Origin of the sequence: Herbaspirillum robiniae, from assembly GCF_002213415.1 — a bacterium.
GTDB classification, from domain to species: Bacteria; Pseudomonadota; Gammaproteobacteria; order Burkholderiales; family Burkholderiaceae_D; genus Herbaspirillum; species Herbaspirillum robiniae.
Window position 1 is genome coordinate 99,132 of record NZ_NJGU01000011.1, and the last position, 18,678, is coordinate 117,809.

At 55.6% G+C, this 18,678-nt stretch carries 16 protein-coding genes; all 16 read right to left on the reverse strand.

Going from position 1 to position 18,678, the window contains the following annotated elements:
• Positions 1-27: 27 nt before the first annotated feature.
• The 16 genes from CEJ42_RS19690 to CEJ42_RS19765 are packed head-to-tail and all read right to left on the reverse strand — an operon-like array spanning position 28 to position 18,678.
• Positions 28-1,971, reverse strand: coding sequence for a nucleoside-diphosphate sugar epimerase/dehydratase (locus CEJ42_RS19690; RefSeq protein WP_088752241.1), 1,944 nt, complete (start codon positions 1,969-1,971; stop codon positions 28-30).
• A gap of 50 nt (positions 1,972-2,021) precedes the next feature.
• Entirely contained in the window at positions 2,022-2,582 is a 561-nt protein-coding gene (locus CEJ42_RS19695; protein ID WP_088752242.1) for a sugar transferase, read from the reverse strand.
• Entirely contained in the window at positions 2,579-3,529 is a 951-nt protein-coding gene (locus tag CEJ42_RS19700; protein ID WP_088752243.1) for a UDP-glucose 4-epimerase family protein, read from the reverse strand. The genes CEJ42_RS19695 and CEJ42_RS19700 overlap by 4 nt, the downstream gene beginning before the upstream one ends.
• The gene (locus CEJ42_RS19705; RefSeq protein ID WP_088752244.1) at positions 3,526-4,776 is read right to left on the reverse strand and encodes a glycosyltransferase family 4 protein; all 1,251 of its coding nucleotides are present in this window, start codon (positions 4,774-4,776) and stop codon (positions 3,526-3,528) included. Before CEJ42_RS19705 ends, CEJ42_RS19700 begins: the two co-directional genes overlap by 4 nt.
• 7 nt (positions 4,777-4,783) lie before the next feature.
• A complete protein-coding gene (wecB, locus tag CEJ42_RS19710) occupies positions 4,784-5,920 on the reverse strand; it encodes a non-hydrolyzing UDP-N-acetylglucosamine 2-epimerase (RefSeq protein WP_088752347.1) in 1,137 nt (378 codons plus the stop codon).
• 26 nt (positions 5,921-5,946) lie between these two features.
• A complete protein-coding gene (wbjC, locus tag CEJ42_RS19715; RefSeq protein ID WP_088752245.1) occupies positions 5,947-7,074 on the reverse strand; it encodes a UDP-2-acetamido-2,6-beta-L-arabino-hexul-4-ose reductase in 1,128 nt (375 codons plus the stop codon).
• Between the two features lie 3 nt (positions 7,075-7,077).
• Positions 7,078-8,127, reverse strand: coding sequence for a polysaccharide biosynthesis protein (locus CEJ42_RS19720; RefSeq protein ID WP_088752246.1), 1,050 nt, complete (start codon positions 8,125-8,127; stop codon positions 7,078-7,080).
• 1 nt (position 8,128) lies between these two features.
• Complete coding sequence (locus CEJ42_RS19725) at positions 8,129-9,100, reverse strand: glycosyltransferase family protein (RefSeq protein WP_088752247.1); 972 nt, start codon at positions 9,098-9,100, stop codon at positions 8,129-8,131.
• Between the two features lie 2 nt (positions 9,101-9,102).
• A complete protein-coding gene (locus tag CEJ42_RS19730; protein ID WP_088752248.1) occupies positions 9,103-9,906 on the reverse strand; it encodes a class I SAM-dependent methyltransferase in 804 nt (267 codons plus the stop codon).
• A complete protein-coding gene (locus tag CEJ42_RS19735) occupies positions 9,903-11,039 on the reverse strand; it encodes a CgeB family protein (RefSeq protein WP_088752249.1) in 1,137 nt (378 codons plus the stop codon). The genes CEJ42_RS19730 and CEJ42_RS19735 overlap by 4 nt, the downstream gene beginning before the upstream one ends.
• Positions 11,040-11,042: 3 nt before the next feature.
• A complete protein-coding gene (locus CEJ42_RS19740) occupies positions 11,043-12,758 on the reverse strand; it encodes an ATP-binding cassette domain-containing protein (protein ID WP_165774473.1) in 1,716 nt (571 codons plus the stop codon).
• Entirely contained in the window at positions 12,758-13,699 is a 942-nt protein-coding gene (locus CEJ42_RS19745; RefSeq protein ID WP_088752251.1) for an FkbM family methyltransferase, read from the reverse strand. Before CEJ42_RS19745 ends, CEJ42_RS19740 begins: the two co-directional genes overlap by 1 nt.
• On the reverse strand, positions 13,699-14,910 hold the full coding sequence (locus CEJ42_RS19750) for a hypothetical protein (protein WP_088752252.1): 1,212 nt from the start codon (positions 14,908-14,910) through the stop codon (positions 13,699-13,701). Before CEJ42_RS19750 ends, CEJ42_RS19745 begins: the two co-directional genes overlap by 1 nt.
• The gene (locus tag CEJ42_RS19755) at positions 14,907-16,346 is read right to left on the reverse strand and encodes a hypothetical protein (RefSeq protein WP_088752253.1); all 1,440 of its coding nucleotides are present in this window, start codon (positions 16,344-16,346) and stop codon (positions 14,907-14,909) included. Before CEJ42_RS19755 ends, CEJ42_RS19750 begins: the two co-directional genes overlap by 4 nt.
• A complete protein-coding gene (locus tag CEJ42_RS24760) occupies positions 16,347-17,981 on the reverse strand; it encodes a hypothetical protein (protein ID WP_129587787.1) in 1,635 nt (544 codons plus the stop codon).
• Positions 17,965-18,678 carry an FkbM family methyltransferase gene (locus CEJ42_RS19765; RefSeq protein ID WP_088752255.1) on the reverse strand — a complete coding sequence of 238 codons (714 nt, stop codon included), beginning with the start codon at positions 18,676-18,678 and terminating at the stop codon, positions 17,965-17,967. The genes CEJ42_RS24760 and CEJ42_RS19765 overlap by 17 nt, the downstream gene beginning before the upstream one ends.

An 18,678-nucleotide genomic window follows, 5' to 3' on the forward strand; every position in this document is an offset into this window, starting at 1 on the left:
TTGAAATATGGTTGCTTGCGAATTTGCTCATCCGTTCAGTCCTAGTGTCTGTGCTTCTGCTTCCTGCTCCAGATATACCCAGTCGACGATTTCTGCATTCGACGTATAGCCAATCACAAGCTCTTTCATCATTAGCCGTACTACGCTGACGTCATTGACGTTGAGCGCCATTTCCAGCGCCTTCAATTTGTTCTCCAGTTCCGCCCAGTGGATGAATTCCTCGTGGGCTTTCATGATGCGCGGGTGGGAGGTCGGTTTGGGGTTGTCGCCGATGAGCAGCTCTTCATACAGTTTTTCGCCGGGACGCAGTCCTGTGAGCTTGATCTCGATATCGCCATCAACATTCTGCTCATCTTTCAGGGCCAGGCCCGACAGCTCGATCATCCGCCGGGCCAGATCGATGATTTTGACCGACTGCCCCATATCAAGGACGAACACATCCCCTCCCTTGGACATGGCGCCAGCTTGGATTACCAATTGGGAGGCTTCCGGGATGGTCATGAAGTAGCGGGTAATGTCTGGATGGGTGAGCGTGATCGGTCCGCCATCGCGGATTTGCTGCCGGAATTTGGGCACCACGGAACCTGACGATCCGAGTACGTTGCCGAATCTCACCATGCTGAACTTGGTGCCCGGTGAAGTTGCCGCCAGCGCCTGCAATACCATTTCCGCCAGTCGCTTGCTGGCGCCCATGATATTGGTTGGGCGGACGGCCTTGTCCGTACTGATTAGAACAAAGTCGGAGATGCCGTTCTCGGCGGCAGCCTGGGCCGTGCGCAAAGTCCCCAGCACATTGTTCTTTATGCCTTCTGCCGGATTATGTTCAACGAGTGGCACATGCTTGTAAGCGGCGGCATGGTAAACCGTATCTGGATGCCAGGTCGACATGATTTCGCGCATGCGTTCTTCATCTTGTACGGAGGCCAGCAGGGGCACAAGGATAATGTCGTTGAGCAGCCTCGCCTCAAGTTCCTGATGGATGCTGTAGAGCGCGAATTCGCTTTGCTCGATCAACAACAGCTTGCTCGGTCCAACGGAAAGAATCTGGCGGCACAGTTCGCTGCCAATAGAGCCGCCAGCCCCGGTTACCATGACCACCTTGCTGCGCACATTCATCGCCAGAAGAATGTGATTTGGCATGACAGGTTCACGCCCCAGAAGATCATCAATATCCAGTTCTCGCAGATCTGAAATACTTACCTTTCCTTGTGCCAGGTCGGTCACGCTGGGCAAGGTGCGCACCGCTACGCGCGCAGTTCGGATTTGAGTCAGTATTTCATTGCGGCGCTTGCGGTTCAAACTGGGCATGGCCAGCAACACATCGCTGACGGTCAACGTGGAGGCAAGAGTGGCCAGGTCGGCAGGATTGTAAATTGGTTGGCCGTTCAATATATGCCCGTGCAACCGATCATCGTCATCCAGGAAGCCGACGACTTGCATTTCGTGGCTATTGGCCATGGCGGCCACAAGTTGACGTCCGGTGCTGCCGGCCCCATAAATGAGCACCTTGGGGCGGGTGGCCCGTTTCAGGATACTCAGGTACTGGTCTCCCAGCCAGACCCTTGCCAATGCACGGGAGGCTCCAACTGCCAGCAATAGCAGAATGGGTTGGATGAGGCCGATGGTTCTCGGCACTCCGCTTACGCCGATTGCGGTGAAGATAGAGGCAAACAGCAAGCCGTAAATGCTCACGGCTCTGGCCACGGTCAGCAACGCCGGCCAACCGCTGTAGCGGAAAATGGCACGGTACAGGCCTGAGACGATGAAGATCGGCAATGCCAGGCCCACCGACACTGCGGCGGCCCACAAGGTATTCCCCGAAAGTGCAACGAACTCACCCAAGCGCAAGTAGTGGGCGAACCAGACCGTAAGGATGCAGAGTCCGAAATCCACAGACAGCGCAACCAAACGTTTCGCGGTTCTCGGCAAGGCCAGAACGGGCACCGCTAGTTTGAAGAGTGACTTATTCATGGAATGCATTTCCTTGAATCCCGGGTCTTCAGGACGCTCCCTATTCTTCTTCAATGTGAAACCCCATCTCTGGCAAGAACCTTCAATGCCGTCATCCACATAATCTTCAGGTCAAATCGCAAGGATCGACGAACCAGATACTCGGCATCCAATTCCACTTTTTGCGGAATGGGCAACTCGTCGCGTCCATTGACTTGTGCCCAGCCAGTCAGACCCGGCACCAGCACATGAACACCCTGTTTCGTCCGCAAGGAGATGAGGTCGTGTTGGTTGAACAATGCGGGACGAGGGCCTACAAAACTCATGTCGCCCTTGAGGATGCTCCACAGTTGAGGCAGCTCATCCAGACTGGATTTGCGCAGGAAAGAGCCGATCGGAGTCAAGTACTGGTTCGGATTTTGCAACAGGTGGGTAGCCACTGCCGGGGTGTCGATACGCATGCTTCGGAACTTGGGCATTTTGAAGACGACATTGTCGCGCCCGACCCGATCGCTCCAGTAGAGTATTGCTCCCCGCGAAGTCAAGCGCACGGCCAAGGCCACGCACAAGATAGGGATCGCGAGAAATATCGTGGCGACCAGCGCCAGGACGAGGTCAGAAAGTCGTTTCATTGACGAAATTCCTCTGCTGTGCGGCGCAATCCTTCTTCGACAGAAACTGAGGGGCTCCAGCCGAGCACACTCCTGGTTTTGGCGATGTCCAACTGCAAGGATCCGCACAGGCGCTGGTATATGCCGGGCCTGTTGACAATGGCGGCTCCGATTCTAAGCAGCGCAGGGGGAACATGGACAAGACGCGCAGGGCGCCCCAGCGCAGCGGCCATGCGTTTAAGTAATTCGGCCGTTGATAGATCTTCTCCATCGCTGACCAAGAACGTCTGGTTGGCAGCGGAAGAGTGGTTCAAGCATGTCATGACGAGATCGACCAAGGTATCGACGGCGACAAGGCTTCGCCGATTGGCCGTGACAGCAGCAAGCGGCAATGGGAGGCCACGATTCAGCCAGCGCATGATTGATTTGAAATTGGCTTTGACACCGGGGCCATAGACCAGTGGCGGTCGAATGATCACGATCTCCATGCCGCTGTCGGAGCCAATCTGTCGCAGAACTTGTTCTGCCTCATGTTTGGAGACTCCGTATGGATCTAACGGAGCGGGGGGATCGTCCGCGGTGAAGGGCCGACCGCCCTCTGTTGACTCGCCATTGACCTTGATCGAACTCAAAAAGACAAAACGTCTCACCCCGGCAGCTGCCGCCTGGCGCGCGAGGTTGGCCGTACCCAGAACATTCACGCGCCGAAATTCCTCCAGCGGATCTGCGCTTTTATCGTTCATCACATGGACGCGCGCGGCGCAATGTATCACCTCTTGTACACCTTGCAGTGCCTGGTTCCAGTCTGTCGTGGGCAGCAAATCTCCGGTCTGTACGGACGCGACGCTGCTTGGAAAATCCAAAGGCTGGCGCCGCACTGCGGCCACGACCCCAATCGAGGTGTCAGCTGCGAGGCGTTGTATCAAAGCGCGCCCTACAAAGCCGGTGGCTCCTGTCACTAAAATCATATTTGATTTTCTCTCACGTCGTCTGCTTTGCTGATGCGCACAGCTTCGGATAACAAGGCTTCCAACCGATCCATTAGCTGGACTCGTCCAAACTCCTTTTGGGCATATAACTGCCCATTCAGGCCCAGTTGTCTTCGCTCTTCGGGAGACATGGCTGCCAGCGCCAATACTGCTTTCGCCAGGCCGGGACCGTCACCGGCATCGCAGGTCAGACCCGCAGCGGCTTCGCGTATGACGGCAGCTCCTTCACCGTCCAGCATGCCCAGCAAGGGGATGCCAGCCATGAGATACGATTGCACCTTCCCAGGTATCGTCATGCTGAACACCGGGTCGCGTTTCAATGACACAAGCAATGCGTCGGCGTGGGCATAAAAGGACGGCATTCGTTCGACCGGAAAACGGCCGGGCAGCAGTACCTTGTCCTGCAGGCCTCGCTTGCTGATTTCAGATTGCAGCCATGCGGACTTTCGTCCATCTCCGACGATAATCCAGCGGATGGAGGGATCATCAATCAACTGCACGGCATCGAGTACCGCCGGCATGTCCTGCGCTTCGCCGATGTTGCCGGCAAATACCACGGTGAAGCCTTTGTCCAGTCCAGGAATTTCCGGAGCAGGGGGCGCGGCTTGATCCATGAATAGGTTTTCAGCCCAGCTCGGAAAGTATCGGATCTTGCGCGGACTGTCGCAGTATTTGGCAATGCTCTCCTGGAAGCTGCGCGATTGGCCCAGGACCAACGTGCAGCGCTTGTAGATGAAGCGCATCATATGGCCCACCCAACCCAATATGCGAGGCGACCGTACCACGCCGACTGCAGCAAGAGTCTCAGGCCAAAGATCAAGAGCCCAGAATACGACAGGAGCTTTTTTGATCTTGCCGAGCCAGACCGCCGGTAACCCGACTGTAGCCGGTGATGGTTCGAAAACAAAAACGACATCGGCTTTGACACCACGCAGATACCACGGCCCCAACACCACGCCGCTGACCAGGAAACTCAGATAATTAAGGGCGAGGCGGGCGGGGCCAGAACTGCGTGGCGCCAGGGGAACCCGGATTACACGGGCTCCTTCGTAGCGAGTGAAGGCCGTTGGCTGGTAACGATAGGCATCAAATACCTTGCCGTCGGGGTAATTGGGGAGGCCCGTTAATACGGTCACCTCGTGTCCACGCTGTACCCATTCTTTTGCAAGGTCATTGATTCGGAAATTTTCTGGCCAAAAGTATTGGCTGACGACGAGAATGCGCAAGTCGGCCTCAATACTTCTTCCATACCACGCGATTGACGTAGTCGACGTAGCTATGAAGGATTCGCACCACTTTCTGACTGACGTTGGGCATGCTGTAGTCCGCCACCAGGCGCAAGCTGCGCTCCGCAGCGCGCGATTGCGTCTGCAAAATGGCCAATCCTTGTCGAACGCGCTCTGTCTCCAGGCCGACCATCATCACTGCCGCTTCTTCCATGCCTTCGGGGCGCTCATGCGCCTCACGCAGATTCAATGCGGGGAAATTGAGAATAGACGATTCTTCATTGATGGTGCCGCTGTCGGACAATACCGCCTTTGCATGCATCTGCAAGTGCACATAATCATGAAACCCCAAGGGTTTCATCATGCAAACTTTCGGATGGAACTTGGCGCCGGTAGCATCGATGCGTTTTTGCGTGCGAGGATGAGTGCTCACGATTACCGGTAGTTCATGTTCTTGCGCGATCACATTGAGCACCTCCACCAGCTTGGCAAACGACTTGTCCGACTCTATATTTTCTTCGCGGTGGGCGCTGACGACAAAATACTGTTCCGGCTGCAGGCCAAGACGACTTAATACATCAGATGCCTTGATACGAGGCAGGTAATGATGCAATACCTCGTACATCGGACTACCTGTCTTGATCACCTGGTCAGGGGGCAGGCCTTCGCGTAAAAGATAGTCGCGCGCAATCGTGCTGTACGTCAGATTGATGTCGGACGTGTGGTCGACGATGCGCCGGTTGGTCTCCTCGGGCACGCGCTGGTCGAAGCAGCGGTTGCCGGCCTCCATGTGGAAGATCGGCACCTTTCTGCGCTTGGCCGGAATGACCGACAGGCAGCTATTGGTGTCGCCCAGCACCAGCATGGCATCGGGCTTGACCTCGGCCAGCACCTGGTCGACCGACGAGATGAGGTTGCCGATGGTGTTTGCCGCACTGGTGGAGTTGGCAGCGCTGTCGAGGAAATAATCCGGCTTGCGGATGCCGAGGTCGTCGAAGAAAACCTGATTCAGTTCGTAGTCGTAGTTTTGCCCGGTGTGTACCAGGACATGTTCGCAATGCTCCTCAAGGTGTATCAGCACACGTGACAAGCGGATGATCTCGGGACGCGTGCCCACAACCGACATTACCTTGAGTTTTTTCAGCACCATATCTGATTGCTCCAAAGGGGTTAGACCGGACAGTCGTAGGTATCCGGCCGGGCCCGGTCAAAGATTTCGTTCGCCCATAGCATGACCACCAATTCTTCACTTCCGCTGTTGGTGATGTCGTGCGTCCAGCCCGGTACGGTCTCGACGATCCTCGGTGTTTCGCCGCAGGTCTGCAACTCATGGGTTGCACCCGTCTGCATGTGGCGGAACCGGAACACGGCCTGCCCTTTGATGACCAGGAATTTCTCGGTCTTGCTGTGGTGGTAGTGCCCGCCGCGGGTCACGCCCGGATAGGCGGTGAAAAACGAAAATTGGCCGCAGTCCGGCGTCTTGAGCATCTCCACGAAAACGCCGCGCCGGTCTGCATATTGCGGCACGCTGTACGAGAAATCTTCCACCGGCAGATAACTGACGTAGGTCGCGTACAGCGCACGCAACAGGCCGGTGCCGACGCGTTCGCTCACCAGGGAGCTACGGCTGTCGCGGAAAGCCTCGATTTGCCGGGCCAATTCGCCCACCGTCGTCACGTATTGCGGTTGCACTGTCTCGAAGCCGGCGGCATCGCTCTGTTGTGCAGCGCCATCCATGAGCTCGACAAATCGCCGGATCACGTCATCGATATAGACCAGGGTCAGTGGCGCTTGTGCATCATTGACCTGGATCGGCAGTTGCCGGGCGATGTTGTGGCAAAAAGTCGCGACAACAGAGTTGTAGTTGGGCCGGCACCATTTGCCAAAGACATTGGGCAGGCGGAAAACATGCACCGGAACGAGGGGATCGTGTCCGGCAGCAATGATGGCCTCTTCAGCGGCGCGCTTGCTCTTGCCGTAGGCGTTTTCCAGCGCCGCTTGCGACGAGGATGCAAACAAGACCGGAATGCGCCTGCCGGTGGCGCCCGTCGCGGTGGCAACGGCCTGGCACAGAGCGCGCGTGAAATCGACATTGCCGGCGGTGAATTCGGCTGGATCCTGGGGCCGGTTGATGCCCGCGAGGTGAAAGACGAAATCCACGCCTTCCAGCAATGCCTCCAATGGCGCTTGTTGCTGGTCGCGGGTGCAGCAGATGACTTCTACATCCTTGCGCTCCCGCAGATACAGCTGCAGATTGCGGCCAATGAAGCCATTGGCGCCGGTAATAAGCACCTTCATTGCTCAGTCCTCCGCGATGGCAGCTTCCCCGCGCACAATGCGTTGCATGAAGTCCAGCTTGAGCAGGAGCGCCTTCATGCCCTCCAGGTCAAGACGGGTGGTGTTGTGGGAGTTGTAGTCTTCGCCATGTGTGAATTGCGTCAGATGGCGTTCACCCTGATCGACAAACTTCGCATAGTTCAGGTCGCGCCCATCGGGCGGTACCCGGTAGTATTCACCCAGGTCTTCGGCGCAGGCGATTTCTTCCCGTCCGAGCAAGGCTTCATAGAGCTTTTCGCCGTGGCGGGTGCCAATCTCGTTGACGGGATGGTCGGTCTTGCCCATTAGTTCGAGGATGGCGCGCGCCAGTAGCTGCACTGTCGCGGCTGGGGCTTTCTGCACGAAGATATCACCGTTCTTGCCGTGGTCGAATGCATAGAGGACCAGATCCACGGCATCGTCGAGCGTCATCATGAAACGGGTCATGTTGGGGTCGGTGATGGTGATGGCCCGGCCGGCGCGAACCTGATCCACAAAAAGCGGAATGACGGAACCGCGCGACGCCATCACATTGCCGTAGCGCGTGCCGCAGATGACGGTGCCGGTATTTTCCAGGTTGCGGCTGGTGGCGACCATCACCTTTTCCATCATGGCCTTGGAGATGCCCATGGCATTGATGGGATAGACAGCCTTGTCCGTGCTCAGGCAAACGACGCGGGCGACGCCGGCCTCGATGGCCGCGGTGAGCACGTTTTCGGTACCGAGCACATTGGTCCGCACCGCTTCCATTGGATGGAATTCGCAGGAAGGGACCTGCTTGAGCGCGGCCGCATGGAAAACATAATCCACCCCGCGCATGGCAGCGACCACGCTGCGGGAGTCGCGTACGTCGCCAATGTAGAACTTGAGCTTGGAATTGGCATAGCGCTTGCGCATGTCATCCTGCTTCTTTTCATCACGGCTGAAAATACGGATTTCACCGATGTCGCTATCGAGGAATCTTCTCAGGACTGCGCCACCGAAGGAGCCGGTCCCACCGGTAATCAGCAAGGTTTTTTTGTCGAATTTGTTCATTTCACACCGCGCTCACAAATTTTTTCAGCCATTCTTTGACTATTCTGGGTAACAAAGCCTGAGCAATACGCTGGGCACCAATTTTGGTCACTGACTTCAGGCCCTTCTGGAAGTCGGGAGCCAGCTTGCGAATCTCCTGCAAGGCAGCGGAGATGGCAAGCTCATACTGTTCATACACGGTGCCGGGTTCTTTCCCCAACACTTTATAGGCCGCCGAGATCCGGTCAAAGCGGCCGTTGGAGAGCAACTGGAACTGGTGGAAGTGATAGAAGATCAAGGGATCGCCATTCACGGTCAGCGTGCCATCGCCGCGTTGTCCAAATCGGTATTGTCCGAAATTCCAGGGGGCCACGCCGGCCCCGAGATGCTCAATGATGTGTACCGAGCTGAAATCACGCGGCCAGGCATCCAGGTATTTCTGGTCGCCCATCCTGTTGTCTTCCAGTCGATAGAAGCACCATTCGATGCACTGGTCGCGCCAGCGCTTGAGGCATGCCATGCCCTCATCGTCACGACGGAAACCCACCCACTCCACGCAGAACCGGCCGCGTACTTCCATGTGCTTGAATTGCGCCGGGAAGCGATGCTCGATGATGGCCACGGAAGCATCGCCGATTTCATCGAAGATCGGTTGGGGCGAAGAATAGAAATAAAGGTCGGCGTCCAGATAGGTGATGGCATCGACCTCCGGATGATGTTGCAGGACATGCCATGGCAGGCAAGGCGACAATGTCCAGCAATATTCAGCGACATTGCGTCCTGGCTTGACCTCCAGCAGGTCGGGCGTCTCTACCTCGGCCAGGGAAATGCAGCGAACGTGCGGCAGGTCCAGCTTTTCCAGCAACTCACGTGTCTGGCCATCCATGCACAAGACAAACACGATTGCCTGGTCGCAATGCTGCCTAAGCGAGCGCAGCATGGCCAGTCCTTTGATCAGGTAGTTGGCGTCAAACAGGGTACAAAAATAACGCATGCTCAGGCAGCCTTTCTGCAACAGACGTAAGTTCGAGTGGCGCTACCTACGCCATGACTCACGGTTTCGTCCAGTGTATGGGTAGCCAGCACCTCCAGTCCATTGTCGGAGAGCAATGCAAGGAACTGTGGTTCGTTGAAGTGGATCTCGACTGCTTCCACGCCATAGGCCTGTTTTCGGTAGTACTTGTTCGGTTGGCCCAGTACCACCGGCGTACGGTGGAAAATCGCGTACCGGCGGGCAACCCGCGCGGTTTCGGCCACGGCGGCCTGGTATTCCGGGATGTGCAGCAGGCAACAGCCTGAGATGACGACATCATAAGCGCTGTCGTCATACCGGAGCATGGTCGCGTCCTGTACATCGAATGGCAAGCCCGGATAGCGCTGGCGGGCCATGTCAATAAATGCATCCGAATAGTCGCAACCAGTGTAGTCGACGTCGAGCCCGGCAATACGGAAAACCTCCGAATAGTAGCCGCTGGAGCATCCTATTTCCAGCACGCGCATCCTGCCGGCGCCGTGCGGCAGGGCACGCAGGCTTTGGACCATGACATCGAACACATCAATAGCCTCACCGTGCCGATAGGCGGTCAGTTGCTTGTCGACCAGTTCGCGTTGGCGCACGGGCAAGTCATGGTCTTTCCAGGCTGCGCGTAAGCGCGCCGATTCACTGTCCGCTTCATTCCCGGCCATTTCCACGTAGTGCGTCGAGACGCCCCGTCCCGGCAGGATGAGCTGCAGGCCACGCTTGAGCAGCTTCTTGAGCCAAGGTTGGCGGTTGATCAGGTGGCGCAACTGTCGTTTCATTGGACTCCTTTTGCCAGATGCTGCTCAAGTATCGGCACCAGCTCTTCCATGCGGCGCTGGTAGGTATGTTCGCGCAGCGTACGCGCTTGGCCGGCGCGAGCGATCTCGGCGGCCTCATCGGGGTGCGCGATGTAGTAGCGGATCAGTTCGGCAGCCTCGGTCGGTGTGGAGTAGGCCACCACTTCCTTGCCGACCTCGAACAGTTCGCCCAGGTTGTCCTTGTGGTCGGTGATGAGCAAGGTGCCTACGCCGGTGGCTTCGTACAACCGCATGTTGTTGGCGTTGTTTTCTGCGACGTTGATGTGGCGGTTCAATGTGACGCGACTGCGCGCCAGGGCGCGATACATGTCCAGTCCCCACACTTCGCCGTGATGCCGTGCGCGCACGGGAGAAGCCTGTGCCAGGCTGCCGGCGCCATAGCCGAAGAATTCGATCGGCGTGTTTCGTGCCAGGTATTCCAGCATGGGCAGGGCCTTGCCATGGTGGCGGCTGATGCCACCGACGAAGCTGGCGTCGATATTGCGCTCCACCGTGCCCAGCAACTCCAGCACACGGGTGTCGAACCCGATGCGGAAATACTCCGAGGCGATCCCCATGGCACGCAGTCGCGGCACAAAATGAGGGAACGAGGTCAGGATCAGGTCGTAGCCTTTGAGGTAGGCCTCGGGGGGCAGCGGGCTGGCAATCTGGCCGACGATCAGCTTCACGAAAGGTCTCAGTTCAGCCAGTTTCTGCGGTGGCAGAAACCAGAGGTCCTGGCAGTACAGGACATCAGGTTGCATGGCCTTGATCTGTGCCACGGCAATCTCGACCAGTCCGGGCAGCGCCGAGAGCCAGGGGCCGATGACTGGCAGGCGCAACAGCCGCTGAGGCAGTTTCAAGGCCAACGCGCTATAGCTTACGTCGTGCGTGCGCGCCCAGGTTTGCTGCAATGGCGTGCAATTGACAATCAGGTCCTGAGCATCATGGCCCATGGCCTGCAAATGGCGCGAGTAGAAATCGGACGTGCCGAACACCTGCTTGAGCAGGTTCTGCCGCTGCTCCGGAAAAGGCTTGTCGGCCAGTTCCGGATGGGTGGCGTAGTTTGCCGCCAGGAAGCGGGGGTAATAGGTGTCGAGCAGGGCAATACGCATGGGTCAGAGAGGGCGGCTTGTTGGGGGCGGCATCGCGGGCAATGGCTCCCCGATAGGCAATACTTCGTCTGCGAGAGCGGCGATCTCAGGATCGTGGGTGATGAAAATGATGATGCCGTCACGCATGCGCGCACGCAGCTTGGCCACCACATCGACGCGTGTGGATGGGTCGAGAGCGCTGGTCGCTTCGTCAAGAATCAGGACGTCGGGCTGGCGAACCAGCGCACGTGCAATACCCAGGCGCTGGCGCTGGCCGCCGGAGAAGTTCTCGCCCAGATAGGTAAGTCGTGTCGCCAGTCCCTGCGGCAACTCTTTGATCATGTCGTCGAGGTTCACGCTTTCCAAAGCGGCGTAGAGCAACTCGTCGCTCTCATCCATGCCCAGCAGCAGATTTTCCCTGACGCTGGTGGAGAAGATCTTTGGTTGTTGTTCGACCAGCATGAAGTGAGCGCGCGCCGTGACCAGGGAGGCGCGGCCGTCGTTGACACTGACTGCTCCACTGTCAGGCAGGCTGAGGCCAAGCAAGATATCCGCCAACGTGGATTTTCCTGCCCCCGATGGGCCGACGATTGCATAGGTACGGCCGGCCTCGAAGCGAAAGCTCACATTACTCAATAGATGCCTGCGATCGCCGTAGCCGAACGAGACTTGCATCAGGTCGATGGTACGCACTGATACTGGAGGGAGCATTTCTGCATCGGCGACATTTTCTTGCATAACGGCGACTAGTGCGTCGATATCTTTGACCGCGCGTACGTCCGTTAGCAATTGGGAGCCTGCGGTGACCATTTGTCCCAGCGACGCAAAGACTCGAATGATGATAATAGTTCCGGCAAACAAAGCAGTATCGGACATGGCAACGGAGGTACCTGGGCGTAGTACGATGGCTGCCAGAAGCAGCAGCACGATCGCCGGAAAGGCCTTGACTCCACTCTTGATGGCGTCCATTTCCACCAGCATGCGGATATAGCTGAAAATTTGCCCTGCGTAAGCCGACATTACGAATCGCTCTCCGTGTAGGGAGCGGATGGAGCGCAGGCTATTTAGGGCTTCCACGAAGGTGGTGCCCAGCTCTCGGGAAAGATTGACGGTGCGATTATTTATCCGGATGATGCGCCGCATCAGAAATGTGATCACGGCCATACTAACTATCAGGAACAGCAATACGCCGACAAATACCTGGGGAGAGAATTGATAAAGCACTACCATGCCGACCAACGCGGTGAGAAAACCGACTGCTGATTGCAGCAAACTGCTGATGATGGTGCCGCTTTTGAAAGTGTCATCGCCCGCCATCGTGATGTAGTGCCCTACGGAGCGGGTATAGACACGTGCCATCGGTTCCGCCAAGAGAATGTGACCAAAGATCTTCCCGCTCAAGGTTCGATGAACACATTTGCCCAGCCAAGTCGTCAGTACAGCTAAGGCATAGCCAAATACCAGCCGTGCCATCATGACGATGAAGAACAACCAGAGCCACGTTCTAGATGTCGATTCTAGTCCCAATTGCGCTGCTACCCGCCCCCATGCCTGAATGATCGGCGAGTTCGTCGTGATTTGCCCTGGAGCCATAGGAATCATCAGGCTGGTGGCTAAGTACTCCAGCACCAGCACCAATGCGGTCAAGGCCAAAACTGCATAGAACGTACGGAAATTTTTTGCTACAAAACTGGTGTAGCGGACGATCTGTCCCGCGATCGAAGCCAAGGCGCTATTCATCAGGCTGCTACTCTCAGGGTAGAGGCCAGTGCATCTACATTGCATCCCCTGGTGCCCAGAAAATTCCTGATGTCATTGTCGCGTTCCAGGAACGACAAGGCCTCTTCGTAAAATTGATTCGTCAGGTAGAACGCCAGTAGGCTAGTGCGGTGTTCCACCGAAAGGCCGGCGACTACGTCCTGTCGCAGGGCGAAGACTGCATCGCATTCGTTGACATAGGTGTTGCGATTGATCCGCGTGCGGCCCGAGCGCGGTACCGCCGGGATCGGCTTGATGTGTAGCAGCTCAAAACCTTGTCGCTCGAGGTACTCGCTGGCTTGCCAGAATTTTCCTGAGTTCCGCATCAGAGGTTGCGCTAGCATAGTTGACTCCATTTCGATGCCAACGATGCGCCTGCTGTCGAACAGTTGCTGAGCCCCTTGCAGAATGGACAGCTCTGTACCTTGTGTATCAAGTTTGATGAAAGCTGGTGCGACTTCTGACAAGCCGGCCATGGCCTGGGTCAGTGTGAGCGTTTCAATGCGGCGTTCCGTCACAGGGAAGAAATAGCCCATGTCGGTAATGCGATGTTGCATTGATGGCGTGATTTCCGGCGGTAACAGGCTCGAGCCTGTATCCACGTTCGTCACGTGCAACGTTTGCGTGCCTCCATCTCGGCTGAGTCCGGTAGTGCAGGCCGAAATTTGACTGGGCCAAGGCCAGGACTTGACGTAGTCAATATTGGCTTCGTTCGGCTCTACCGCCAACCACTGCGTATGGGGTGCATTTAGGAACTGCAACCATTTTGCATGTGGGTAGTATGAAGCACCAACATCGACGCAAACCACCGCGGGAAGGTGAGGGCTGATTTGTCTTGAAATACGCCAAGGCAGAGTATTTTGACGCAGGAAATTTTTCACTGATTGCGGTGCCAGACGGCGCAAGGCTAAACCCAAACTCATTAAAACATCCTTTTAAGCTTGTTCACGGCGCGTTCCGTAAACGTCGAATCGGAAAAAATTACCTGCAGTGCTACGCGCTCACCAGCCTGCATCAAGCCGCCTCGATGCAGCAGTCGTGCTCCGTCGAAAGCGATAAAGGTACCTGCGGGGCCTATCATCTTGTGCTCATCAACGACCAGTGTGCTTTCAAGCTCGCTACCTGGCATGACATCCCAGCCAATGTGCGAGTTGAAGCGCAGCTGCTCGGGTAATCGCATAAAATGCCGACGGAAGTTCTCTGAGTTGACCGACTGGTGATATTGCTTGGCGTAATACTCTTTCAAGGGAGAGTCGTGGTGTGAGCCTACGGTGCCCACGATACGGCCAATTATCTCTTGCAACGGATTGAGCTGCATAGCCTCGTAGGCACCGGGATAACAACCGGTAGGGCCGTTCTGCTCTGTGACGTCGGTTAGGTAGACGATGGATTTAGGACATGAAATGGTCTCGTCCACATGAGCATAGAGGGTTTGAGGTGCATGATCGAGGCCCGGAACGGCGTTCCTCCACCAAGTGGCTTGGGGGACGCTCAACTCAAGCGCCAGACCGGTTACATTTACTTTGCGGCCCGTATAAGCGCTGACTGCATCCAGCACGCCTAAGTCTTTGAATTCTCGATTAAGAACATGCCGCAAGGCATGAACAAGCCGCCCGGAATTTACCGACAGATCTTCGCGTTGCAGTCGGCCGGCCGCAGCATTGGCTCGGCATTGTCCCAATCCCCCCTCTGCCAGTTTGCGTAACTCAGTGACGGCAGCCACGGGAAGGCAACCAAAATAGTGTCTATCGTGCTGCAACCGAATCGCATTCTGCCGAGTTTCCCCGTCGTTCAGGTTCACGAAATTCGCGTGCGGCTTCCGGGCATACCACGCCAACTCTTCATTTAGCAGGCGAATGCACGCCTTCTTCAGCTCAACAAGGAAGCATGTTTCATACGCATCTGCTGCTTGCGCCTCAAATGCAGCAAAGACATTGTCCAACTGTCTTTGCAAATCTTGCTGAATCGCCTCGCGGCTGCCCACATCAAGCGTCACAGCCAATTGTCGCATCGCAATGTAGATGTCATTGAATGCGGTCAGTTTTTCATCAGGAATTTGCCAGCTTGGCATGTCGAAGTTGAAAGCTGGATGGTTGAGATAATTGCTTTCCAGTAGTGTATTAATCTGTTTCATCGTAGATCGTTGGAAATGGTCCGAGCGCTAGAATGCAATAGTCCATAGTACATGCCCAAAAGCGCCATGAAATAGCGCCAGAGTCCTTCGCTAAAGACATCCACCAAACCTCTCCCCGCGCACACAAGTATGATTGCGCAGAGGGTTACCAAGGACACCGATGCGCGCCCCGATCGAATCGCGCGCCGAGTGGAGCGCAGCACACCCCATATCACCCATGCATAGAACAAAAGACTGAACACGCCAAAAGAAACGACGTGCTGAACCAGGAAATTGTCGCCACGCTGGAACTTCCCAGGCTCACCTGCGACGCCCCACAGCCGTCCCATGTAGTCATCTGAATAACCGATCCCAAACGGGTGATCCCATAGGCTTTGCATACCCGTGAGTATCCAGGCTGTGCGCAGATAGGCAGATTGGTCGACCTTGCATCGGAAATGACCTTCGAGGTAGCACGCGTTGATATCTTTTATTGGGGCGCTCCAGTAGCTTTCGTCCACAAAGGGACGCTGGGATAACTCCACTTGCGAGTCAAATACGTCATGAGTTGCGGCTTTGATGCTGTAGCTCATGGATATCCAGCGCGATTTGCCCGCACTGTATCCCAATCCGACAACCACCATGAAAAAGCACACCAACACAATCCTCCCAAGGCCCGTTGGCAAATAAGGTCTGATCTTGCGCCACGCCGTACCGGGGCCGATGACAAATATCAGGACGGCGCCACTGAACGCTACGGATGCGTAGGCCGCTCGGGCATCCAGAAGGGCCAGCGACAATATGCTCAAACCAGTCATTGCCCCAGCCAGATACCTAGCTCTCGCATGCTTGTGGCGCCAAGTCATCAACCAGCCCGCACACAACAAGTGCAAAAGCGCCCAAGAAAGATAGCGACGCCCTACCCTGGGAGCATCCTTTATGTATTCAAGCATGCCTTGTTTGGATGACGACGAGAACGGTATGTTTCCTTTCTGGAGCGCGACGAAGACGTCAAGATACATGAAGGCCAGATGAACCACTCCCGGAATCAGGAATAACGCGAGCAGCAAGGATGGCTCACGCTCCGGTACTTGGTTTCGGAATACCACATACAGCAAAAAGAAGGGAAGAAAGCCAAATATCAGTTCCTTGATATAGGTTTGGGCGCCGTCTTCCGTTCCATTGGAAAAAGCCAGGGCAGCCACATATAGCAGCATGAAAATCAATGGCGTAAGCGGCTTGCATCCTGCCGCGATACCGGAGCGGTGCCAGCCGAACATGCCGAGGAAAATGACTAGCGAAAATGCGGCGATCAAGTCTGCGATTGGATATTTTGATGGTGCCAAATAGAGTGTCAGTATCACAGACAAGACGGCGCCAGTGATCACAGTGAACGCCCATGCGGACGGCAGTCGCTTCTTACCAATTTCGAAACTTGGAGACTCTTTTTGCGGCATTTAGTGGTAGGCAGCGTGTTGGGAAAGGTTTTCTTGCCTGTTCACCAGTTTCGTGGCAAAGCGAGCAAATGAGGGGTGATTGGCGAGAGAAAGAAAGGCTGCTTCTATGCTCTCATCTGCCGGTTCTCCCATATTGCAGGCTCGCCAGAAGGCGACAAAGGCCTTTTGTAAATCCCGTGTATCGCCAGCGTCATGGAGGTTATGCATGTAGTAGAAGGCCAGGGCCTGCTGCTGCATTTCTTCCTGCGATAGGGGACGTGCTTTGTAGGTCTGGAGCATGTCTTCATATTCTTGTCTTGTGCGCGCCGTGCGACAAAAGTCAAATGAGTGATGAGGATGGCGCGCACTTCCGATGCTTGGGACACCCAGATAAGCCAGTTCATGTGCCACTGTACCGTAGACAGTGACGCCGCAGGCAATGCCTGCCTGCGCCAGTTGCACATTGCTGGTACTGGCAGACAGCCACTTCAGGTCGGGGTACTTCGCTCGCAGCCGAACCATTGCCTTATCGCTCAAGGCAATCTGATTTGGATGTGGCTTAAGGAAAAAATTCGTTCCGTTTTTTTGCAGCGCTTCGACTGTGAAACAAATCCAGCTCCAGAAATCGTGAAATACAAGTTCTGGATAAATGTGGGGACTGTCGTAGAAGTCATGTAGGAATACAATCACTGCCCCATTGAGGCCTAACGGTAACTCTCCAGCTGTTTGCCCGTATGCCGATTGGCGCATGTAGCTTGTTGCGGCGTCGATATTGCCAGACAAGCGTATTTCCAGTTGCTTGCGTGCCTGTTGCAATTTCTCCGTCTGCTGATCCAGCATGTCGAAATCACTTCTGTATCTAGAACAATCTTGCGTGTGGTAGCTATCGCTGAGTGTCAGTTGTTTGCCGAATCCGTTCAGATTGCCAAACGACCAGACATCCACGTTTTTTTGCAATGCAACGCGCGCCGGTATGCCATGTTCCAAATAGGTAGTATAGGAAGTCAGGTACAAGTGAGGTCTAGTTCGGCCGAAATAGGCTTGTGCTTGTCGCACGTCTCGTGATGCCTGCCATATCAGTCGTCGGACAAAGGGATCTGATACATCGAATTCTGGGGCCGGCTTGAAACGCAGGTATGAATCAATCACTAAATCGGCGACTTCTATACCTTCAATTTGCAAGGAGAAATTTCCGTTCTGTTGTTGCAGTTGGCGCCACAGGAGAGAGGAACTGATCCAGTCCGACAGATCCGCATATGGATGAGCCCAGGTTGCGCATCGATAGCCTACATCGTTGACGAGTGTTCCATAGGCTCGCACCCAAGGCTTGCTCCATAACCAGGTCACCGGTGCAGCCCGTTTTAGCTCGGCTCGCCAACCGGTGCCGACGGCACCGCTGACGGCTCTTACCACCACTAATTCTGCGGGGCCGCGCAAGTCGGCATTTACATGGGCGCGAATGGCCCCGAACAAGAGAAAGTAAAACTTGTCGGGGACCATCTGAAACACCAGAGGGGCTAAGCGCGTATCGGCATGTCGATACGCAGGAGGGGGGCGGATGCCGGCAAATATTGTCGGGCGTACACCGGGTTCCTTCGGATAATTGGTGAGCAGGCTCCCAATCTTTCGTAATATCTCTTTAAATCTTGTGTGCACTGCTGTCACCTGATTGAGAAAATTCTTTCGCAGCGAAGAGATAATCCTGCCCGGAGAGCTTCTCGATAAACCGGTACCCATGGGATGTCAGGTACAAATCCAGGCGAGGAAAGTCTCGGCATTCGACGAGAAGATATTTGAATCGGAAGGCCTGATGGTCCACACCCTTGAGCACCTCCAACTCTGCCCCTTCGACATCGAGTGAAAGGAAGTCGATAGTTTTGGGCGCTGCTGCATCGAGCAGTAAGGAGTTGAGCGTACGTGCCACTGCACCAAACTCGAAGATAGTTTCGCCTTGACTCAGGAAGCGGTTGCCTTGTTGAGCATGGGCGCGTGGATCTTGAATATCCGACTCGAGGTTGACCGATGTTGACATGAGGTTCGAGTAGGCAATGCGCACAAACTCCTTGTCGTACTCGAAGGACACACAAGCCGCACAATAGATCCTGTCTTCCGAAGAACGGTTCTTTCGGCATTTTAGGTAGTTTTGCGGTGCTGGTTCAACGAGCAAGCCACGCCAGTTGCGGTACTTCTCAAAATACAGACTGTTGGATTGGTTCACGCCGTCGTTGGCGCCGAGCTCGACAAAATATCCGTTGTCATAATCGACGTACTTTTCTAGCTTGCGATCCAGCTGATTCAGGCTGGAGTATTTTCCCCGCAGCAAGCGTTTGGCGAGCAATTTTATTGTTTGCAT